This is a genomic window from Peribacillus sp. SIMBA_075 (assembly GCF_046534585.1).
Genome location: NZ_JAWRYN010000042.1, coordinates 26,547 through 45,442 on the forward strand (window position 1 = coordinate 26,547; position 18,896 = coordinate 45,442).

Here is an 18,896-nt window from a genome sequence, read left to right on the forward strand (position 1 = left end):
CCATCCATCAAATCGAATCAAACAATCTTCAATAAAGGAGAATGAATTATGAGTCATGTTTATATTTTAGGTGGGGCTAGGACGCCATTCGGGAGTTTTGGTGGGGTATTAAAGGATGTTTCTGCCATCGATCTTGGAGTGATAGCAAGTAAAGGAGCCATTGAAAAAAGTAATATTTCAGTTGAAGAGGTTGAGCATGTTTTTGCTGGGAATGTGATACATACTTCGAAAAATGCCTCCTACCTTTCCAGGCATATTGCTTTGAAAGCTGGGATTCCAATCGAGAGCCCCGCTTTAACTCTCAATCGTTTATGCGGTTCTGGATTGCAAGCGGTTGTATCGGCAGCTCAGTCGATTATTTTAAAGGATGCTGAAGTTGCCCTAGCCTTGGGAACCGAAAATATGAGCCAATCTCCTCACGTATTACGAGATGTCCGCTTTGGTAGGGGTTTACAGTCTCCACAAATGGACGACATGCTTTGGGCGACTTTGAGCGATGAGTATATAGGGTGTGGGATGGGATTAACAGCGGAAACTCTTGCTGAAAAATATGAACTAACCCGAGACGATCAAGATAGTTTAGCTGTCCAATCACACCAAAAGTCAGCAAAAGCCCAACTGACGGGACGATTTCAACAAGAGATTTCCCCGGTCACGATATTCACAAAAAAAGGAAAGGAAATAACCATTTTAGAAGACGAACATATTCGCCATAATACTTCAATTGAAGGATTAGCGAAACTGAAACCAACCTTTAAAAAGGATGGGACCGTAACGGCAGGTAATGCCAGTGGTATTAATGATGGGGCAGCTGCCTTAATACTTGGAAGTGAATCCTTCCTTCAAACCAATCACAATGTGAAGCCATTGGCAAGAATCATATCCTGGGGGATTGCGGGGGTAGACCCAAATATTATGGGCATTGGACCAGTTCCTGCTAGTCAATTAGCCTTACGGAAAGTCGGACTCAATATTGAAGATATCGATTTGTTCGAAATCAATGAAGCATTCTCTGCCCAGTATCTTGCAGTAGAGAGAGAGCTTGGATTGAAACGGGAAAAAGTTAACGTCAATGGTGGAGCAATCGCATTAGGTCATCCAGTTGGGGCTAGTGGAGCTAGAATTATATATTCATTGGCCCTGGAGTTAAGGAATCGTGGAAAGAAGTATGGACTAGCCTCCCTCTGTATTGGAGGAGGACAAGGAATCTCAGTAATCATTGAGGCTCTATGAATGATATTACAAAATGAATTTCTGTAAGACACCTGACATGGTCCGCACTTCTAATGTTGAGGACCTAATTCCACAATGACGTCAAAAGGGGATTCGGTTATTCATCCTCGCATGACCAAAAAGCTGATAACGTATCATCACCAGCAAACGAAATCAGAGCCGAACGAAAATATTCTGACTAAGCGAGAAAAAGAAATGTTGCTTGAGTTGACCAAAGGTCTTAGTAACCAAGAAATCGCTGAAGCCTTATTTATCAGTGATAAGACGTCAAAATTCACATCAATAAGATTTTCAAAAAGCTGAATGTGAAAAGCCGTTCACAGGCAGTCAGTTATGCCGTTGAATCAACTTGTTCCATTTTCATAAATCGTAATCACTTAAAAAGTTAAAAGAACTGTTCAGTACCTTGATTATTCTTCTTTAATAACAGATCTGGAATAAATCTTAAGTTATATATGGATCTAGAACCAATAGATGAAAAATTACATCTTATGATTAATTTTCAGAAAAGTAGAAATGTTAAACGGTATATTAAATCTTAGTTTACTAGATTCATCATCTTTAAATGAATTGTTTATGAAGAACAAATGTTTAGTGAGAAAATAGTTATATAGGATAAGGGGATGCGGTATGAAGAGGAAAAAAATCAGTAAGATTCTTACAGGGACCTTAGTTGTTGGCATGTTATTATCTCAAGGCGCCCCGTATAATGTAATGGCGAAAAGCCCGTTTGAGTTGAATCCAGTTGATCATGCGGAAGAAATTCTAAAGAGCCTGTCTGCGGAACAAAGAAAGGCATTAGAGCAATTGGATGCCACTCCAAACTTTACGATTTCTCCGGATATTAATGCAAATAGTCCGGAATTAGTCAAAGTCATTGTCGAATTTGAGCAGGCGCCAGCCAAAATAGAAGTGATGAAAAAAGCGGCGAAAGGAAAGAAACTATCTTCTGCAGATGCGAATGAGAAAGTGGAAAAAGCTCATAAAGATTTTAAACAGCATGTGCAATCATTGAAATCACAGAAAAACGTGACTAATTACAAAGTGGAAGATGTAAAGATCACAAGAGAGTATAAAAACGCCATCAACGGTGTAGCGATGACACTGCCTGGTGTGGCAGTTAAGGATTTGCTGCAATCTGGAGTAGTTAAACGTATTTTTAAAGATTACGAAGTGAAAGTGGAACCACCTGTAAAATCGAAAGAAGCCATCGAGCCGAAAATGGCAGACAGTATTCCGCAAATTGGCGTGGACAAACTTCATGCCGAGAACATTACCGGCAAGGGAATTAAAGTCGGTGTTCTTGATACAGGTATTGACTACAATCATCCTGACTTAAAAGAAGCTTATAAAGGCGGATATGATTTTGTAGATAATGATGTCGATCCAATGGAAACGACCTACGAGGATTGGATAAATGCTGGCAAGCCGGAAGACCCAGGCTATGTGTATTACACAAACCATGGGTCACATGTCGCAGGGACGATTGCAGCCCAAAAGAAAAACAATGTGGATTATGCTGTGAAAGGGGTAGCACCTGAAGTAGATTTATATGCGTATAGAGTATTGGGGCCTTGGGGAGGGGGATATACTGAAGGAATTCTCGCTGGAATCGATAAAGCGATTGAAGATGGCATGGACGTCATCAATATGTCGCTTGGCGCGCAGACTAACGATCCTTTATACGCCACTTCTGTCGCAGTAAATAACGCCATGCTTACAGGCTTGGTGACCGTCGTTGCTGCAGGTAACGCCGGACCTAACGAAAAAACTCTTGGTTCTCCGGGAACAGCGGCTCTTGGCATATCAGTAGGTGCAAGCGATGCTTCCATGTCCATTCCTGCCTTTAATGGAAGCGCTTCCGACGAGAAATTTGAAAATATGCAGCTGCTAGGCAAAGATTTTTCTGATAGATTAGAAGAATTGCAAGGAAAATCCTTACCAATTGTATTTGCGGGACTTGGTAAAGCATCTGATTTTGCTGGGAAAGATGTCAGCGGGAAAATTGCGTTGATTCAGCGCGGAGAAATTGCGTTTGATGAAAAAATCAAAAACGCCAAAAAAGCTGGGGCTAAATCAGTGATTGTGTATAACAATGTTGACGGGCAAATACCTGCCTACTTGGGTGAGGCCGTCGGGTTAATCCCTTCATTCCGCCTGTCAAAAGCGGATGGTGAGCGTTTAAAGGGGATGGGCGAAGGTTCTTTCACATTTGAAACGTTAAATAACACAAAAACGGAAGGCGATCATTTAGCAGATTTCAGTTCTCGTGGACCGGTAAATGGAAATTATGATATTAAGCCGGATGTAGTCGCTCCAGGTGTGTCGATATTCTCTACGACACCGGAATTCATCAACGATCCGCAGGACGGCATTAATTACGGGAATGCCTATGTACGCATGTCGGGTACATCGATGGCTACGCCACACGTGGCAGGAGCAGCAGCATTGATTTTGCAGGAGAATCCGGAATACACTCCTTTCGATGTAAAAGCGGCACTCATGAATACATCGAATGATTTAAAAGGGAATAATTCTGTATACGAAGTGGGTGCAGGACGAATCGATGCCTATCAAGCGGTTCATACAGATACATCCATCAAAGTATGGGATAAGACAAAAAATATCGAAAATGGAAACGTCGTAGAAATTGACGAACAAACAGGTTCTATCGTATTCGGCAGATATTATAAAAAAGGTAATGGACCAATTGATGCAAGCAAAAAGGTGACGGTTCAAAACAACAGCCAGGAAGAGAAATCTTTTAAACTAGAAGTGGAGTATCACGGTGAGCGAAAAGGCATTCAAGATGCAGTGAAGAACGGTGTAAAAGTGGCGGTGCCTTCATCGATTACAGTGGGAGGCGGCCAAATAGAGGAGCTCCAGCCAAAAATAACGATTCCAACCAGCGCTTCGGCAGGAAGATATGAAGGGTACATTCATGTGACCAATACCAACAATCCAGACGAAACCTATCAAATTCCATTTGCTGTCATGGCGACGGAAAAAGGATTTGATTATGTCAAAGCGACTAGACCATCCGTGACAAATACAACACCTTTCTGGGAACTTAATGACACAAGGATCCATTTCATCATGAAGTTGAACAGTCCAATGACAACCATGGATGTGCTTGTAAAAGACAGTAAAACAGGAAAATCTGTAGGGTTCATAGGGACAGCGAACACTAACTTTCCAATAGATAGAGAAGTGTATCTTACAGGTGCGTTCAGCGGTACGGTCTTACCATTTACAAATGATCCGTCCCAGCCAATCAGTGATATTCCTATAAAGCTTCCAGCAGGCGACTATATACTGGAACTGATTGCACACGATGAGGAAGGGAAAACATATGTGGTAGACAATCCACTTATCGTGGACAATACAGCACCAGAAGTCAACATGGATATAAAATCGGGTGTAATCGAAATCAATGATTCTTTGTTTACAGTAGAAGATGGCCAAAAAGCGGTGTGGCTGCATGGAACAGCTAAGGATGAGACAGTGGATCTATTACAATCTAAAGGGTTGGACATCGATCAATCGTCCAACACTATGGCTTACTATACAGGTGCCTCTGGATATATGGCTGGGTTCTTCCCGATTCAAGCGAATGGAGATGTGAAGTTAGGTATTGAGGAAAGTGATATTGCAAAACAACCTATGAGATTGTGGTTGAGAACGTGGGATACTGCAACGGCAGTTGGTTACCAAAAGTATTACTTCATGAAAGAAGGAACGGAATATACGACTTCCAGTTATAACAAGAAAGAGTTAAAAGTCGACGATAGCTTTACGATGACACTAAGCCTTAATAATGTGAAGCAGCTTGTCTCGGGAGAATTTAATGTAGAGTACTACAAAGACTTCTTCAAGTTTTCGAATGTGAAGCTGAACAATGCAGTCAAACAATATGCAAAGGAAAAAGGCTTACAGGTATCACTAGATAAACCTGTTGTGACGGAAGGTACATTCAATAATAGTTTGAAAATCGGTGCTTCCATTACTGGAAATGCATTCAGAGGACTGGATGGAGACATGCCGTTCCTCGATGTAACGTTTAAAGTATCGAATGATGAAGTTTACGATGAAATTCCTGGATTTGAGGTAAAGAAGGGGTCTTATAAGAAATCCGGACAAACAGCAGACACTGCTATTCCTTTTTACGGCACTGAAGATCTTAAATTAATTCCTACACATACACAGTTGCTGGGATCCATCTTGCCGGAAGCATTTTTGATATATGAATCAGGAGCAGTATTTTTGAAAAAAGCGGATTACTCAAAAATAGGAGCACAAGTATACGCTCTCTCTAGAAGTGGTAAAAAATATCCAGGAACAATTGATAAGAGTGGAAAATTCACAGTCAATGATATTCCTGCTTCCGATCAAGTATATACAGCTGTTTTCGATGTTCCTGGGCATCTTAAAGTGATGAAGAAATTCATTCCTGGATATGATGCAAATGGAGAGCTACGAGGGCAATTTTTAAGAATTGGTCAGAGAAGTCTTGCAGGCGATGTGAATGGCGACAAAATGGTTGATATCCTCGATATCCAGAGTGTTGTGGATGCATATGGTATGAAGGATGCATCCATCGTGCCGCAAGATATCAATCAAGACGGTGTGGTAGACGAAACGGACATTCGCTTAGTTGAGAAAAACTTCTTAACGAAAGGACCGGATGCACCTGCCGATAAACAGCCAAAAGAAAAAATTGGCAAAAAAGGTCTGGAATACTTCCTGCGCCTGATCGGACTGGAGCCAAAGCAATAGCAAGAAAAGAAGGTGAGGAATGCAGAGCATTCCTCACCTTCTTTTTTATAAAATAAGAAGAGCAGAGTTAAGAAAAGTTGATAAGTCCTCTTTTTAGAAGATATGTACGGAGTACCAGATTTCTTGAACAAAAGGGCACTGACCCTTGCTTTTTATTCAAAAAGGAGTATTTAGCATATATGGAAAAAGAAGAAGTTCATTAATTTAATATCAGAAAAAATGAAACTTGTCCGAACATGATTTTGTTCAGTTAATTGTTTGTAAAAATGGTGGTACGCCTAAAGAAAAAACAATGGATGGTAAGATATGGTGGAAAGAAATCGAGTATAGAGGGGATTTTCGTTTGCAACAAAATTTGAGTATTAACCATTACCGTATATTGGATCAATATGATTATCGTTGGCATAGTTCTTTTAATAAGGCTCTTTTCGTAAAGATTGTTGTTATTAAAACGAAACTATTTAAGGTTGATTGGAGCGAAAGTGCGAGACTCCTGCGGGAGCAGCGGGACAGGTGAGACCCCACAGGCGTTTACGCCGAGGAGGCTCACCGCCCGCACCAAGGAAAGCGAGCATCTGGAGGGGAAATCAACCACAACTCACTCCCTGGTACAAAGTATGTGAAAACAGCTTTTAATAAAGAAGAGAGTTTAAGTCGTTTAAATGAATTACAGTAGGTGGGGACATCGAGATAGACAAAGGTATAGGGATGGGGATATATGAAGATTAAGATTTTATTTACAGTATTGATAATCAGTATAGGGATTAATTTGTTTTTATTTGGAAGATGGTTAATTTTTGAAAAAGCGTATGAACCGTCCGAAAGTGAACAGGCTATTTTAAGAAAAATGGTGCAGAAAACAGTTGAGAGTAAAGAGTTTAAAAAGTTAGCAGAAAAAGAGAATATTATTGCTATTGATGCAAACATGGATAAAAATAAAGGTTGAATGTTCCACTACTATTTTGGAGTATGTGTCCGTACTGATATACAAACCTATCTGTTTGCTTGCAGTAATGAACAATACTCAGAATTGGAAAGCGCAGTAACGACTTATTCCATATATCAAGTAGAACCCCGAATTCCATTTAAAAAATAGAGAAATGCCAAAAAATAACTGAAATAAAAGAAAGCCTATTTCCTTACATAACAAGGATCCTAGGCTTTCTTTATTATTATAGGTGTTTAATTTACAATTTTGAAGTTAAACTCAATTTTTTTTCCAAACTGGTGTACGTTTTACTTGCTTCCGTCATAGTCTAATTTTTTTACAGCATAGAGTATATTTCTTCTTATGCGAGAAATGATAAATCCGAGAGAAAGGGGGGCGTTTCATATTTTTTTCTCCGGTTTATTTAAAAGGAAACGTTATTCTAAATACCAGCAAACAAACCAAAATGTTTATTCAGAAAAACTTAGTTCGATAGAACATTATCCGCTGTATCCTGATTTATCGATGAATATACAAGTACTTCAGCAGATGTTTCACCATGCTCCGGATCTGGTGATTCGCCACTTCGAATTCGCCGGAAAGGGAACAAAGGCAGCTTTAGTATACGTAGATGGTTTAACAGATAAAAATTCAATAAGCAGAAATGTTCTAAGTGCCATGATGCAATCCTCTTTCGACCCAAAGAAGGGATTGCCTACAACTATAGGGGATGTTGAAGAAGTCCATTCATGGAAATCCGTTGAAAATGCACTTTTTGCAGGTGACAGCGCCTTATTCATCCAAGGGGAAACTAAAGCGTTTCTTTTGGATACAAAAGGATGGCCTCAAAGAGCGATTGAAGATCCGAAGTTAGAAACATCACTGAAAGGTGCCCACCAGGGATTTGTAGAGACCGGAAGTCAGAATGTAGCAATGTTGCGAAGGTATATTCCTAACCGAGAATTGATCATAAAGGAACTTACAGTGGGTGTTCGCGGAAAGTCAAAGGTCTTTATCGTTTATTTGGGAGATGTTGCTAGTAAAGAAGTACTGCAGGAACTTGAAGACAGAATCAAACAAATTCAAATGGACGTGATAATTAATACTGGTGAACTATCTGAACTCATTGAAGATAACCCATATTCCCCGTTTCCTCAGTTTATATTAACCGAGAGGCCGGACGCAACAGCTTCACAAATTCTTCAAGGTCGATTTGCCGTTATCGTCGATCGTTCGCCATCTGTTTTAATTGCTCCGGTAACATTAATGTCTTTTCTTCAGAGTATTGATGATTACAGCACACGCTGGTTAGCTGCATCATTGATACGGTTGTTGCGCTTTTTCGCTTTTATGATCACATTGTTTCTACCTTCAACATATGTAGCCGTTATATCCTATAATTACGAAGTCATTCCTTTAAAGCTTTTTTTATCCATAGCCGAATCACGGGTGGTTGTTCCCTTTCCGCCAATCATAGAAGCACTCTTGATGGAGGTTACCATTGAAATGATGAGAGAAGCAGGCGTTCGTCTTCCGGCTCCAATAGGCCAAACGGTCGGAATTGTGGGAGGAATTGTGATCGGACAGGCAGCTGTTCAGGCAGGTATAGTAAGCAATATTATGGTGATTATCGTTTCTGCAACGGCAATCGGCTCATTTATCATTCCAAATTATGACATGGGGACGGCTATCCGAATGCTGCGATTTCCAATGATGTTATTAGCAGTCATGTTTGGAAGTGTCGGAATCATGATTGGTGGCATGACGTTGATAGCCCATTTAATTAGTCTTGAATCGCTGGGAACTCCGTATGCAAGCCCATTAGCTCCTTTCCGGTTTGCTGATATGAAGGACTCATTTATTCGTTTCCCTTTATGGAAAATGATTACAAGACCAAAAAGTGTAAGGAACATTCAATCCAATCGTCAGGGAAAGCCTAAAAGATAAGGTGAGGAAAATGAAAAAATACACTCATAATGAAATCACCATCCTGCAATATATTTTTTTAATTGTTGGGACCCAAATGGGGGTCGGTTTTTTGTCGCTTCCTAGAGTTGTTGCCGAAAAGGGTGGAACAGACGGCTGGATGGGCCTCATCATTGGTTGGATATTAAGTGTTGCTGCCAGTATTATTATAGTGAAAACGGCTGCGAAGTACCCAAATGACACGTTTTACGATCTTCTTATCCGATTTTTTGGAAAAATACTAGGTAAAGTGGCTATTTTCATTATTCTTGGATACACTTTAAGCTTTTCTTTGATCATATTTATTAACACTTTTCTTTATATAAAAGCATGGTTTCTTCCCAATACACCTGATTACTTAATTGTGTTGTTATTTTCAATCCCGGTATTCTTTATAGTCAGGAATGGTCTCCGTGTTATTGGAAGATATAATGAATTGATTTTCTATATGACGATGTGGCTCCCGGTAGTTCTTTTGCTTCCATTAAAAGATGGAAGTCTCTTGAATTTACTTCCATTGTTTAAAGTTGGTTGGAAGTCAATTTCAGCTACCCTGCCGCCGATCATTTATTCGTTCCTAGGGTTTGAGCTTGTCTTTTTCTTTTATCCTTTCTTAAAGAAAAAGCAATATGCCATTCGTGGAATTATTATTGCCAACACCTTATCGATGTTCTTTTATCTCTTTGTAACCATTACCTGTTTTGTGTTCTTTAGTCCGGATAGCATTACCGATTTTAATCAGCCTGTCCTAAGTATGCTCAAAGTGATTAAATTCCCGTTTATTGAGCGTCTTGACGTGGTTATATTGAATATTTTGATCCTTTTTTCCTCAAGAGCCTGGATCTTGTACATGTACTGTACAGTCTTTAGTTTCAGTCAATTAATGAATAAGCAGGATCATAGTTTATATGTACTCGTTTTGTTAGGTTTACTCGTCGTGGCCACATTTTTTGTTCAACCAACATGGATACAAGTAACAACCTGGCAAAAATGGGCTTCGAATGCCGGGATTGCGGTAGCATATGTGTTTCCCGTTTTTTTATGGATTTACAGTTGGGGATATGAGAAATTTTCACGGAGGAGATTTTCATGAGCCGAAAAATAGGATTGTGTCTTTTAATCCTTGTAATGATACTCTCTGGATGTATGGATGCTACACCAATAGAGGAAGTTAGCGTCTCACTTATTTTAGGCCTCGATTTAGATGAAGAGGATAATTTATTAGTGTATATGTCAAGCCCGATATTTAGTAAAGAGGCAAAAGATAAGGAAGAAGTGTATGAAGTTAAATCATATACCCTCCGACATTCAAGAGAAAAATTTGATGCGAGGGTAATAGGATTAACATCAGGAAGTAAAACGCAATTGTTTTTGGTGGGAAAACGACTGCTTAAAAAGAAGGATTGGTTTGACTATCTCGATCCTTTCTTCAGAGATCCTAAAAATACAGTAACCGCAGGTGTTGTCGCTGTAGATGGATCTGTTGCAGATATTATTTTCAATAAACCAACAGATAAACCGCGACTATCTCTATATTTAACAAGTTTAATTGATGCTGCCTCCAAGAGAAATATTGTGAAAAACACGACCCTCCAGGATTTCCACAGACAAATGAAGGACAAAGGGAGAACGGCGTGGATCACCCAAATCAAAAAGAAAAAAAGAATCGAGCTAACAGGCTCCGCATTGCTAGCTCAGTCCGGCCAATATAAAATAACAATAACACCTGAAGAAAATCAATTATTAAATATTTTAGAAGGTAATCAAAAAGGTGATTATTCCATAACTATTCCTGTTTCTATGGAATCCGCCAATAAAGGCAAACCATACATCAGCTTCTCCATTTCAGATTTGAAAGTAAAGAAGAAAGTAAAGTTCAATGGACGCTTTGTATTTGATATAAATGTAGATTTACAAATCTCGATATCCGAACAACTCTTTCCATTCGATGTCCAAAAAGATTATGCAAAGCTTGAAAAAATCATTACAAATGAGCTTGAGAATGAAACAAATCAATTAATTCAAAAAATACAAAAGGCTCAAATTGACCCTTTAGGGCTTGGTCTGTATGCAAGAGCTTACACTTATCAAGAGTGGAAAAAAGTACAAGAAGACTGGGGGAACACTCTGGCAAAATCAAAAATAAACATACATGTAAAAACAAAAATTAAGGGCATAGGATCAACGAATCATCAATAGGACAAAAGCTTTCATAATGGGGATGCTGAGAACCGATACCGGTTTCTCCCTTTTAGGGATTAAATTTGCAAGCTTTTTTTGACAAAGGCCATGCTTGATTTAGAATGAGGTAGCATAAGACTGTAATAAGCATTATTGATTGCACCTAAAGGGCGAAAGGGTGAAGAGGCTTACAAACGATTTCTTGTTTCGGAGGCTACAAAAACTTGCTTAATGAAGAAGATTATTTATATATATAAAGATCAAAGAAGCTTAGGCTCTTTGATTTTTATTAATGTTTAAGGCTCTTTTCGTAAAGATTTTTGTTTTTAAAACGAAACTATTTAAGATTGATTGGAGCGGAAGTGCGAGACTCCTGCGGGAGCAGCGGGACAGTTGAGACCCCACGCGTTTACGCCGAGGAGGCTCACCGCCCGCACCAAGGAAAGCGAGCATCTGGAGGGGAAATCAACCACAACTCACTACCTGGTAAATAGCAACAAAGTATGTGAAAACAGCCATGTTTAAATACTTCATCGTAATACCAGACCCTTTAATTTGTCCTCGGCTTTGTCCTCGTGTAATTTCAAAGTTATTAAAGATTATTGGTGATGAATTTTTAGAAAGTGTTTATATGATAAGATTTTTTAGCCCTGTTTTCTTCGATTATGATGTAAACATCGCCTAGAACCTTTGGTATGACTGGATTTTGGATTAAGATGAGAGTGGAATGCTAACATTTTGCTAACTTTCAGTTTCTGAAAACTTACTTTCACTATTTAGAAAAGACCTTTCATAAGTTCACTGAACTTATGAAAGGTCTTTTCGTCAATATTTTTTGTCATATATGCGTAGATGTTCATTGTTGTATTTACGTCTGAATGTCCTAATCTCCCTTATATCTAATTTTATACCTGCACCAGCTTCAATGAGAGTCTAAAACTGTGTGGAGTGATGTGCTTTTTCAATCTTCATATGCTTCACTTGTTCGATTGTAATAAGTTTTTGTGATTCTTAGTTTTTTATGAAGTTAAGGGTTGACCACTTTAGAGCAAGAATTTCTTCCAAACGAACTCCCGTATACGCTAACTTGCAAAGGTAAGATAGTCAAAAGAAAGTCCATGTTCTTTAGCAATACATAAGAATGCCTTCAATTCACTTACTTTCAAAAATTGATCGTTGAGTTCTTCTTCTTCAATGTATTTTATAGTTATTTGTTTTTTAGGCATAACAAAACCTTCTATTGGGTTTGCAAGTAGAAAAACTTGGCGGATAGCGTGTTTAAAAATCATATTTACAGTAGTATGAATGCTGTCAAGGTAGTTATTGCTAAACTTCTTGGACAATTCATTTAAATGGGACTGATACATATGCCTTGTTATCTTTCGCAAAGGGAGATGACCCCATTTAGATATAAGGTGCTTTATAGCAATGCTAAGAGCTCTTACACTGCTTACTTTTACTTAAATATCATAATATTCAATCCATTTCAACGCAAAATTTTCAAAAGTGATATTCATTTCCTTCAATTCGGTTTCGTATTTCTAGATTGGTATAGAGAAACGCCTAAAATAAACCTGATACCATCGCAACTCGGTTAAAGATAATTTTAGTTTTTGTTTTTATAAGACGTTGTAAAATCTGGGAAAATACTTTGATATTGCATCTAAAAGAATCCTCCGTCAAATAAAGAGATTTAAACTTTGGGTCATGGGGATGAAGTTTAGGCACATTGTCACTTGTTGGAGGAGTTTTATCCTTATTAATGCACAATTTTAATATTACTGTAGCAAAATAAAGAGAACACACTTTAAATTAACTCTTGGCACGCTTAGTTTGATGGGAATGTGGTAGGACCCTAGATTTGCTTTTACTTTACCCTATTTTCGTACTGTTGTTGAGGATTTTTTCTGGATGATTATGAAAATAAAAGCTGATGAATTTGACGAATAAAAAGTGGTTTTACAAAACCTTAATATTTGAATAATGTGGGATTAATATTGTCGAACTATGATGAAACCGTAATAAAAAGTAATAAACATTAAAAATTCCACACTAAATGGAGGCCCTTTTTATGAATTACACATTCAAGAAGAACTGTTATAAGTCTATTCAAGCTGTGATGTTAGGAGTGAGTGTACTAGGATTATCTGCTTGTGGAGCTCCTGAAGAGCAGGCCGCTCCAGTTGTTAAAGATCCAAACTCACTAACCCTGAAAGATATTGAAACAAAGGCAAAAGAAGAGGGGACAATTAATAGTGTCGGTATGCCTGATTCATGGGCTAACTGGGGAGAAACGTGGAATGATGTGATGAAAAAATATACGTTGGAACACAGCGATACAGATTTATCCAGTGCCGAAGAGATTGCCAAAATGGAATCTGAAGGGGAGAATGCAACAGCTGATATCGGCGATGTAGGGATTTCCTTTGGGCCAATCGCGGAAAAAAAAGAATTAACGATGCCATATAAAACTTCCTATTGGGACGAGGTACCTGACTGGGCAAAAGATGACAATGGAGATTGGGTTGTTGGCTACCAAGGAACGATTGCATTCCTTACTAATAAAGAATTAGTAGATAACCCGCCAAAATCATGGGATGACATATTAAAAGGAGATTATAAAGTAACAGTTGGAGATGTTCAGCGTGGTACACAGAACCAAATGGCCGTTCTTGCTGCCGCTAAGGCTTACGGTGGTGATGAAACAAATATCCAACCAGGAATTGACTATTTTGCTAAGCTTGCCAAGCAAGGCCGCCTTAGCTTAACTGATGCCAAGCCGGCTAACATCGAAAAAGGGGAAGTGGAAGTTGCCCTTGTTTGGGATTTCAATGCTCTAGGTTACGCTGACCAAATTAACCGCGATCAATTTGATGTAGCCATTCCAAGTGAAGGTTCAGTCGTAAGCGGCTACGCAACTATTATTAACAAAAATGCAAAGCATCCGCATGCGGCGATGGCAACTAGAGAATATATCTTAAGCGATGAAGGACAAATAAACTTAGCTAAAGGATTTGCCCGGCCAATTCGCGATGTAGAACTACCGAAAGAAGTAGCTGAAAAAATGGTTCCAGAAGAACAGTACAAAAATGCAAAACCTATTGAAGATTACAAAGCTTGGGAAGAAACAGCAAAGAAATTACCACAGCTTTGGCAAGAAGAGGTGTTAGTCCATGTCAAATAAAGTAATAGCAATTATTGTTGATGGTATGAGATATGATAAAGCATGTGAGGCTCTTGGATTTATTCAACATCTAGTTGAAACAAATCAGGCAGCACTTTACAAAGTAAAGTCGGAGCTCCCAAGTCTTTCCCGTCCATTATATGAAGTGTTACTAACGGGTACACCGGCATCAGTGAACGGAATTACGTTCGCTTATCTACTGAGAAAAGTATCTTTCATCTTACGAAAGAAAACGGCTTAAGAAACGGAACGGTATCTTATTACTGGGTAAGCGAACTTTATAATCGTGCGCCATTCCATTTTATTGAAGATCGTGAGCAAGAGGATGAGTCTAAGCCAATTCAATATGGAAAATTTTATTGGGATGATGACTATCCAGACAGCCATGTGTTAATGGATGCAGAAGCTTTGCGCAGAAAGTATGACCCACACTTTTTATATATTCATCCGCTCGGTGTAGATGTAAAAGGAGAAATTTTCGGTTCGGAATCGAAAGAATATCGTGAACAAATCTTAAAAATGGGAAGCTTGTTGGCACAACTTTTGCCAATTTGGATCAAAGAAGGTTACCACATTTTAATTACATCTGATCATGGCATGAGTGAATATGGCAACCATGGCGGCATAACTGATGGTGAGCGTGATGTACCACTCTTTATCATGAGTCCAAAAGTTGAATCTGGTGTTTACAGTGAAGTAGTTCCGCAATTAGCTTTTGCACCGCTCGTTTGTGAACTTTTAAATATTGAGCCGTCCAATAAAATGATTTCATATCAATTTCCAGGTCTGAAAGGAAAAAATACCCTTTAAAAAAGATACACTATTCAACATTAAAATGAAGAATGAAGGTTGACGGGAATTGGTTTAACGAACGTACTGTTAAATCAATTCCCGAATTTTCCTAAATTGTTAGAGAACAAAGAGGAGCGAGAAGTCTTGCGAAAAATAAAAAAACAAAAAATTTACTTATTAGCTCTTTTATTGCCCTTTATTATGTTTGTGATTGGATTTGAAATAGGACCATTAGTGGCAATGATAAAAGACAGTTTTTATGCAGACGATGGAATTCAAGTTACGATTGATCAATATATCACCATATTTAAAAGTAAGTTTTACTTACAAGGTATTCAAAATAGCATTGTCATTTCCTTGTTTTCTGCCGTAACTTCTGTGTTTATAGCAGTCATTGCAGCCTATTCGTTTACAAAGTTCTCACAAAAAATACAAAATCGCCTGCTGATGATTGCCAATATGACGTCGAACTTTGAGGGTATTCCCCTTTCATTTTCATTTATTATTTTACTTGGAAACAATGGGTTGTTTACGTTGCTTTTTTCAAAGATTGGTGGGGATGTGTTTGCGGATTTTAATTTATATTCATGGACAGGCCTCATTCTTGTTTATATATATTTTCAAATTCCGCTTGCCATTATGCTCATCTACCCGTCTTATCAAGGAATTAAGAAACAATGGAAAGAAGCTTCTTCATTATTAGGAGGATCAACATTATCATTTTGGCTTCACATTGGGATTCCAGTTCTTTTACCTAGTATTGTAGGTACATTCAGCATTTTGTTTGCTAATTCGATGGGAGCTTACGCTACTGCCTATGCATTAGTAGGCAGCAACTATAACTTATTGTCATTGCAAATTGCCTCTCTAGTTGCTAGTGACGTTGCATTAAAGCCGCAGCTAGGCAGTGCGATGGGAGTTCTTCTAGCAGCGACAATGATAGGGGCGATGTGGTTCAATGAACGAATGATGCGCCGCATTAGGAGGGATTTACGATGAAATCTTCATTGACTTTTCATAAAGTGATTGTTGGGTTACTAGTTATATATTTATTAATTCCGCTTGTAGGAACCTTTTTATTCTCGGTTGCCGGTAAATGGGATCATACCATTTTACCTGAGAGTTATACAATGGATTGGTATATTGAATTATTTCAAGATGAACGGTTTTATGATGCTTTTCGACGAACGCTGTTTTTAATTGTCATGTCTGTAGGTCTTAGTGTTGTTATTATGCTTCCGACTATCTTTATCATCACGGTATATTTCAGTAAATGGGAAGGGTTACTTCAAGCAGCAGCTATGCTTCCTTATGGAATTCCTCCCATTGTTGGAGCTGTCGGATTAATCAAGGTATATTCAGATGGACCGATTCAAATTGCCGGAACACCTTGGATTTTAATCGGTGCCTATTTCATAACGATTCTGCCATTTATGTATCAAGGTATTCGTAGCAGCCTTCGTACGATTAATGCTGTGCAGCTTGTTGATGCAGCTGAATTACTGGGTGCTACCAAATTCCAGTCGTTTCGCACAGTGGTGTTTCCAAATATTGTATCTGGTATTTTAGTGTCTACCTTATTATCAGTCGCTCTTTTATTTAGTGAGTTTGCTTTTGCCAATTTGCTTGTGGGGGGCCGATTTGAAACCATTCAAATTTATCTTGCCGATAAACTAAACAGCAGTGGTCACTTAACAAGTGCAATTGTTATTACTTATTATTCAATGATTTTACTTTTAACGGGGATTGTATTAAAACTTACGTTTAGAAACGAAAAAAATCCTGTCGTGTCAAATAAGAAGCGAATTCCTTCATTTTTAAAAAAACAACACTGTAATAAAAATACTGCTATAGAAGGTGAAAAGTAATGAGCTATGTAACCATCGATCAAGTGACTAAGGGGTATGAAAATCAAGTCGTTCTAAATGACATTTCTTTAACATTAAAAAAAGGAGAATTTGCTACACTTCTTGGGCAAAGCGGATGCGGGAAAAGTACATTATTACGTTCCATTGCGGGGCTTGAAGGTGTTGATGTAGGAAGAATCTTAATTGATGGAAAAGATATTACTAATTTATCACCGCGTCAGCGTGAAGTCGGTATGGTATTTCAGTCTTATGCGCTTTTCCCAAATATGAGCGTTTTTGACAATATCGCGTACGGCCTTAAAATGAAGAAGGTAAAAAATATTAAAACAAAAGTGAAAAATATGATTGATATGGTTGATTTAATAGGAAAAGAAGAGTCGTATCCTCATCAATTATCTGGTGGACAACAGCAGAGGGTTGCTCTTGCCCGTGCGCTTGTCATGGAGCCGAAAGTACTGCTTTTGGATGAGCCGTTAAGCGCATTGGATGCTAAAATTAGAAAAAGTTTGCAAAAAGAATTAAAGAGAATACAGAAAGAATTAGATATTACAACTATTTTTGTTACGCATGATCAGGAAGAAGCAATGACGATGTCTGACCGAATTTTTGTCATGAATAAAGGAAAAGTTGTACAATCCGGTTCTCCATCAGAAATTTATACTTCTCCAGCCAATACATTTGTTGCAAAATTCATCGGAAATTATAATGTTTGTAATATGGAAGTTTTCCATAAACTTGTTCGCAGCACAGAATTAAAAGGGAATGAAGTCGCGATTCGTCCTGAAGTTTTACAATTAGTTTCTGCTGGTGAGGATAGCTTGGATTTACAAGAGAACTGGGGAATTAAAGGGTTTATTAAAGATGTTTCCATGACAGGGAATGTTTTAAGATATGAAGTAGAAACAGATGAGTCCGCTTTCCTTGTAGACTATCTTCACCACCGAGGAAAAATGTTTGAACAAGGAGCACGCGTTAATATTGTTGTACCGAAGAAAGAATGCATTATTTTATAAATTATTAATGATTGCGGGGGAAGGAATATGTCTGTTTTGCCAGAAGAAAGAAAGAATGAAATTTTAAAAGAACTTAACAAAATGGGAAAAGTTAAAGTAATGGAATTAGTTGATCAATTTAATGTTTCAGAGGAAACGATTCGACGCGATTTGATGATATTAGAGGAAAAAGGGCTTTTAAAGAGGGTTTACGGTGGAGCGATTAAAACAGTCTTTGAATTTGAGGAGCCTCCATTTAAACAGCGTACAACGGTGAATCAAGAAGCGAAAATTAAGGTTGGGAAAAAAGCAGTAGAACTCATTTCTAACGGTGATGTGATTGCCATTGATGTAGGGACAACCATGCTTGAATTTGCTCAGTGTATCGAAAATAAAATAGACATTACGATTTTAACCAATTCTCTTCCTGTGTCGTCTATGTTAACCGAATTGCTCAATGAAAATAAGTTTACAGGACAAATTCTATTACTAGGCGGACAAATTGATCCAAAGCATCAATCTATAAGCGGCGGTCTCACTGAACAAATGTTAAATCAATTTAATATTGATAAAGCGTTCATTTCAGCTGGTGGTGTTTCCATCCAAAATGGGGTTAGTAATTATCATTTACATGAAACATTAGTTTCACGCAAGATGGTCGAGGTATCAAAGCAAGTTATATTGCTAACGGATTACTCTAAAATTGGTGTCGACACATTTAGTAAAGTTTGTCCTCTAGAAAAAGTCGATGTGATTGTCTGTGAGCAACCATTTCCAGAGGAATGGAGAAATCATTCAAAATTAGAGGAGATCAATTGGATTCAAGCATAGTCAATCCATAAAAGGACATATCGAGATGGATGAGGGAGTTCTCTCTCTTTTTTAATTGGCTTTTTAATGAGAGCAGATATAAAAGCTAGAAAGAGAATTTAATAGATTGAATGAGAAAAGGAGCTATATAGCATGAGTTTCATTGC

At 38.2% G+C, this 18,896-nt stretch carries 12 protein-coding genes and 3 pseudogenes; 14 read left to right on the forward strand and 1 reads right to left on the reverse strand.

Annotation, left to right across the window (positions count from 1 at the left end; translation table 11 throughout):
- Positions 1-48: 48 nt before the first annotated feature.
- The 8 genes and pseudogenes from SB775_RS22165 (at position 49) to SB775_RS22200 (ending at position 11,101) form a co-directional block, all read left to right on the forward strand.
- Complete coding sequence (locus SB775_RS22165; RefSeq protein ID WP_410863350.1) at positions 49-1,233, forward strand: acetyl-CoA C-acetyltransferase; 1,185 nt, start codon at positions 49-51, stop codon at positions 1,231-1,233.
- A gap of 75 nt (positions 1,234-1,308) precedes the next feature.
- Positions 1,309-1,599 (forward strand): annotated as a pseudogene (locus SB775_RS22170) (response regulator transcription factor); the annotation flags it as partial.
- A 264-nt stretch (positions 1,600-1,863) separates the two neighbouring features.
- Positions 1,864-6,009 carry a S8 family serine peptidase gene (locus SB775_RS22175; RefSeq protein WP_410863352.1) on the forward strand — a complete coding sequence of 1,382 codons (4,146 nt, stop codon included), beginning with the start codon at positions 1,864-1,866 and terminating at the stop codon, positions 6,007-6,009.
- A 280-nt stretch (positions 6,010-6,289) separates the two neighbouring features.
- Positions 6,290-6,526 (forward strand): annotated as a pseudogene (locus SB775_RS22180) (hypothetical protein); the annotation flags it as partial.
- A 201-nt stretch (positions 6,527-6,727) separates the two neighbouring features.
- Positions 6,728-6,955, forward strand: a complete 228-nt coding sequence (locus SB775_RS22185; protein WP_410863353.1) for a hypothetical protein — start codon at positions 6,728-6,730, stop codon at positions 6,953-6,955.
- A 354-nt stretch (positions 6,956-7,309) separates the two neighbouring features.
- A complete protein-coding gene (locus SB775_RS22190; RefSeq protein WP_410863355.1) occupies positions 7,310-8,884 on the forward strand; it encodes a spore germination protein in 1,575 nt (524 codons plus the stop codon).
- 10 nt (positions 8,885-8,894) lie between these two features.
- Positions 8,895-9,995 (forward strand): GerAB/ArcD/ProY family transporter, encoded by a 1,101-nt coding sequence (locus tag SB775_RS22195; protein WP_410863356.1) that lies wholly within the window; start codon positions 8,895-8,897, stop codon positions 9,993-9,995.
- On the forward strand, positions 9,992-11,101 hold the full coding sequence (locus SB775_RS22200) for a Ger(x)C family spore germination protein (RefSeq protein ID WP_410863358.1): 1,110 nt from the start codon (positions 9,992-9,994) through the stop codon (positions 11,099-11,101). The genes SB775_RS22195 and SB775_RS22200 overlap by 4 nt, the downstream gene beginning before the upstream one ends.
- Before the next feature lie 1,064 nt (positions 11,102-12,165).
- Here SB775_RS22200 and SB775_RS22205 read toward each other — a convergent pair.
- Complete coding sequence (locus SB775_RS22205) at positions 12,166-12,471, reverse strand: hypothetical protein (RefSeq protein WP_410863359.1); 306 nt, start codon at positions 12,469-12,471, stop codon at positions 12,166-12,168.
- A gap of 683 nt (positions 12,472-13,154) precedes the next feature.
- Between SB775_RS22205 and SB775_RS22210 the strand changes: the two genes are divergently transcribed.
- From SB775_RS22210 to SB775_RS22235, 6 genes and pseudogenes are all read left to right on the forward strand, one after another.
- On the forward strand, positions 13,155-14,267 hold the full coding sequence (locus SB775_RS22210; protein WP_410863360.1) for an ABC transporter substrate-binding protein: 1,113 nt from the start codon (positions 13,155-13,157) through the stop codon (positions 14,265-14,267).
- Positions 14,257-15,077 (forward strand): annotated as a pseudogene (locus tag SB775_RS22215) (alkaline phosphatase family protein). Before SB775_RS22210 ends, SB775_RS22215 begins: the two are co-directional and overlap by 11 nt.
- 126 nt (positions 15,078-15,203) lie before the next feature.
- Positions 15,204-16,058: an ABC transporter permease gene (locus tag SB775_RS22220; protein ID WP_377387034.1), complete on the forward strand. Its 855-nt coding sequence runs from the start codon at positions 15,204-15,206 to the stop codon at positions 16,056-16,058.
- Positions 16,055-16,927, forward strand: a complete 873-nt coding sequence (locus SB775_RS22225) for an ABC transporter permease (RefSeq protein WP_061462923.1) — start codon at positions 16,055-16,057, stop codon at positions 16,925-16,927. The genes SB775_RS22220 and SB775_RS22225 overlap by 4 nt, the downstream gene beginning before the upstream one ends.
- On the forward strand, positions 16,927-17,940 hold the full coding sequence (locus SB775_RS22230) for an ABC transporter ATP-binding protein (protein ID WP_061462924.1): 1,014 nt from the start codon (positions 16,927-16,929) through the stop codon (positions 17,938-17,940). Before SB775_RS22225 ends, SB775_RS22230 begins: the two co-directional genes overlap by 1 nt.
- Positions 17,941-17,967: 27 nt before the next feature.
- Positions 17,968-18,750, forward strand: a complete 783-nt coding sequence (locus SB775_RS22235; RefSeq protein WP_410863362.1) for a DeoR/GlpR family DNA-binding transcription regulator — start codon at positions 17,968-17,970, stop codon at positions 18,748-18,750.
- The last annotated feature ends 146 nt before the right edge of the window (positions 18,751-18,896 follow it).

What these genes read in the sequence shown, in the direction of transcription:
- SB775_RS22230 (WP_061462924.1), top strand. Translation starts at nt 16,927, where the DNA reads ATGAGCTATGTAACCATCGATCAAGTGACTAAGGGGTATGAAAATCAA.
- SB775_RS22175 (WP_410863352.1), top strand. Translation starts at nt 1,864, where the DNA reads ATGAAGAGGAAAAAAATCAGTAAGATTCTTACAGGGACCTTAGTTGTT.
- SB775_RS22185 (WP_410863353.1), top strand. Translation starts at nt 6,728, where the DNA reads ATGAAGATTAAGATTTTATTTACAGTATTGATAATCAGTATAGGGATT.
- SB775_RS22165 (WP_410863350.1), top strand. Translation starts at nt 49, where the DNA reads ATGAGTCATGTTTATATTTTAGGTGGGGCTAGGACGCCATTCGGGAGT.
- SB775_RS22225 (WP_061462923.1), top strand. Translation starts at nt 16,055, where the DNA reads ATGAAATCTTCATTGACTTTTCATAAAGTGATTGTTGGGTTACTAGTT.
- SB775_RS22210 (WP_410863360.1), top strand. Translation starts at nt 13,155, where the DNA reads ATGAATTACACATTCAAGAAGAACTGTTATAAGTCTATTCAAGCTGTG.
- SB775_RS22235 (WP_410863362.1), top strand. Translation starts at nt 17,968, where the DNA reads ATGTCTGTTTTGCCAGAAGAAAGAAAGAATGAAATTTTAAAAGAACTT.
- SB775_RS22190 (WP_410863355.1), top strand. Translation starts at nt 7,310, where the DNA reads ATGATAAATCCGAGAGAAAGGGGGGCGTTTCATATTTTTTTCTCCGGT.
- SB775_RS22195 (WP_410863356.1), top strand. Translation starts at nt 8,895, where the DNA reads ATGAAAAAATACACTCATAATGAAATCACCATCCTGCAATATATTTTT.
- SB775_RS22200 (WP_410863358.1), top strand. Translation starts at nt 9,992, where the DNA reads ATGAGCCGAAAAATAGGATTGTGTCTTTTAATCCTTGTAATGATACTC.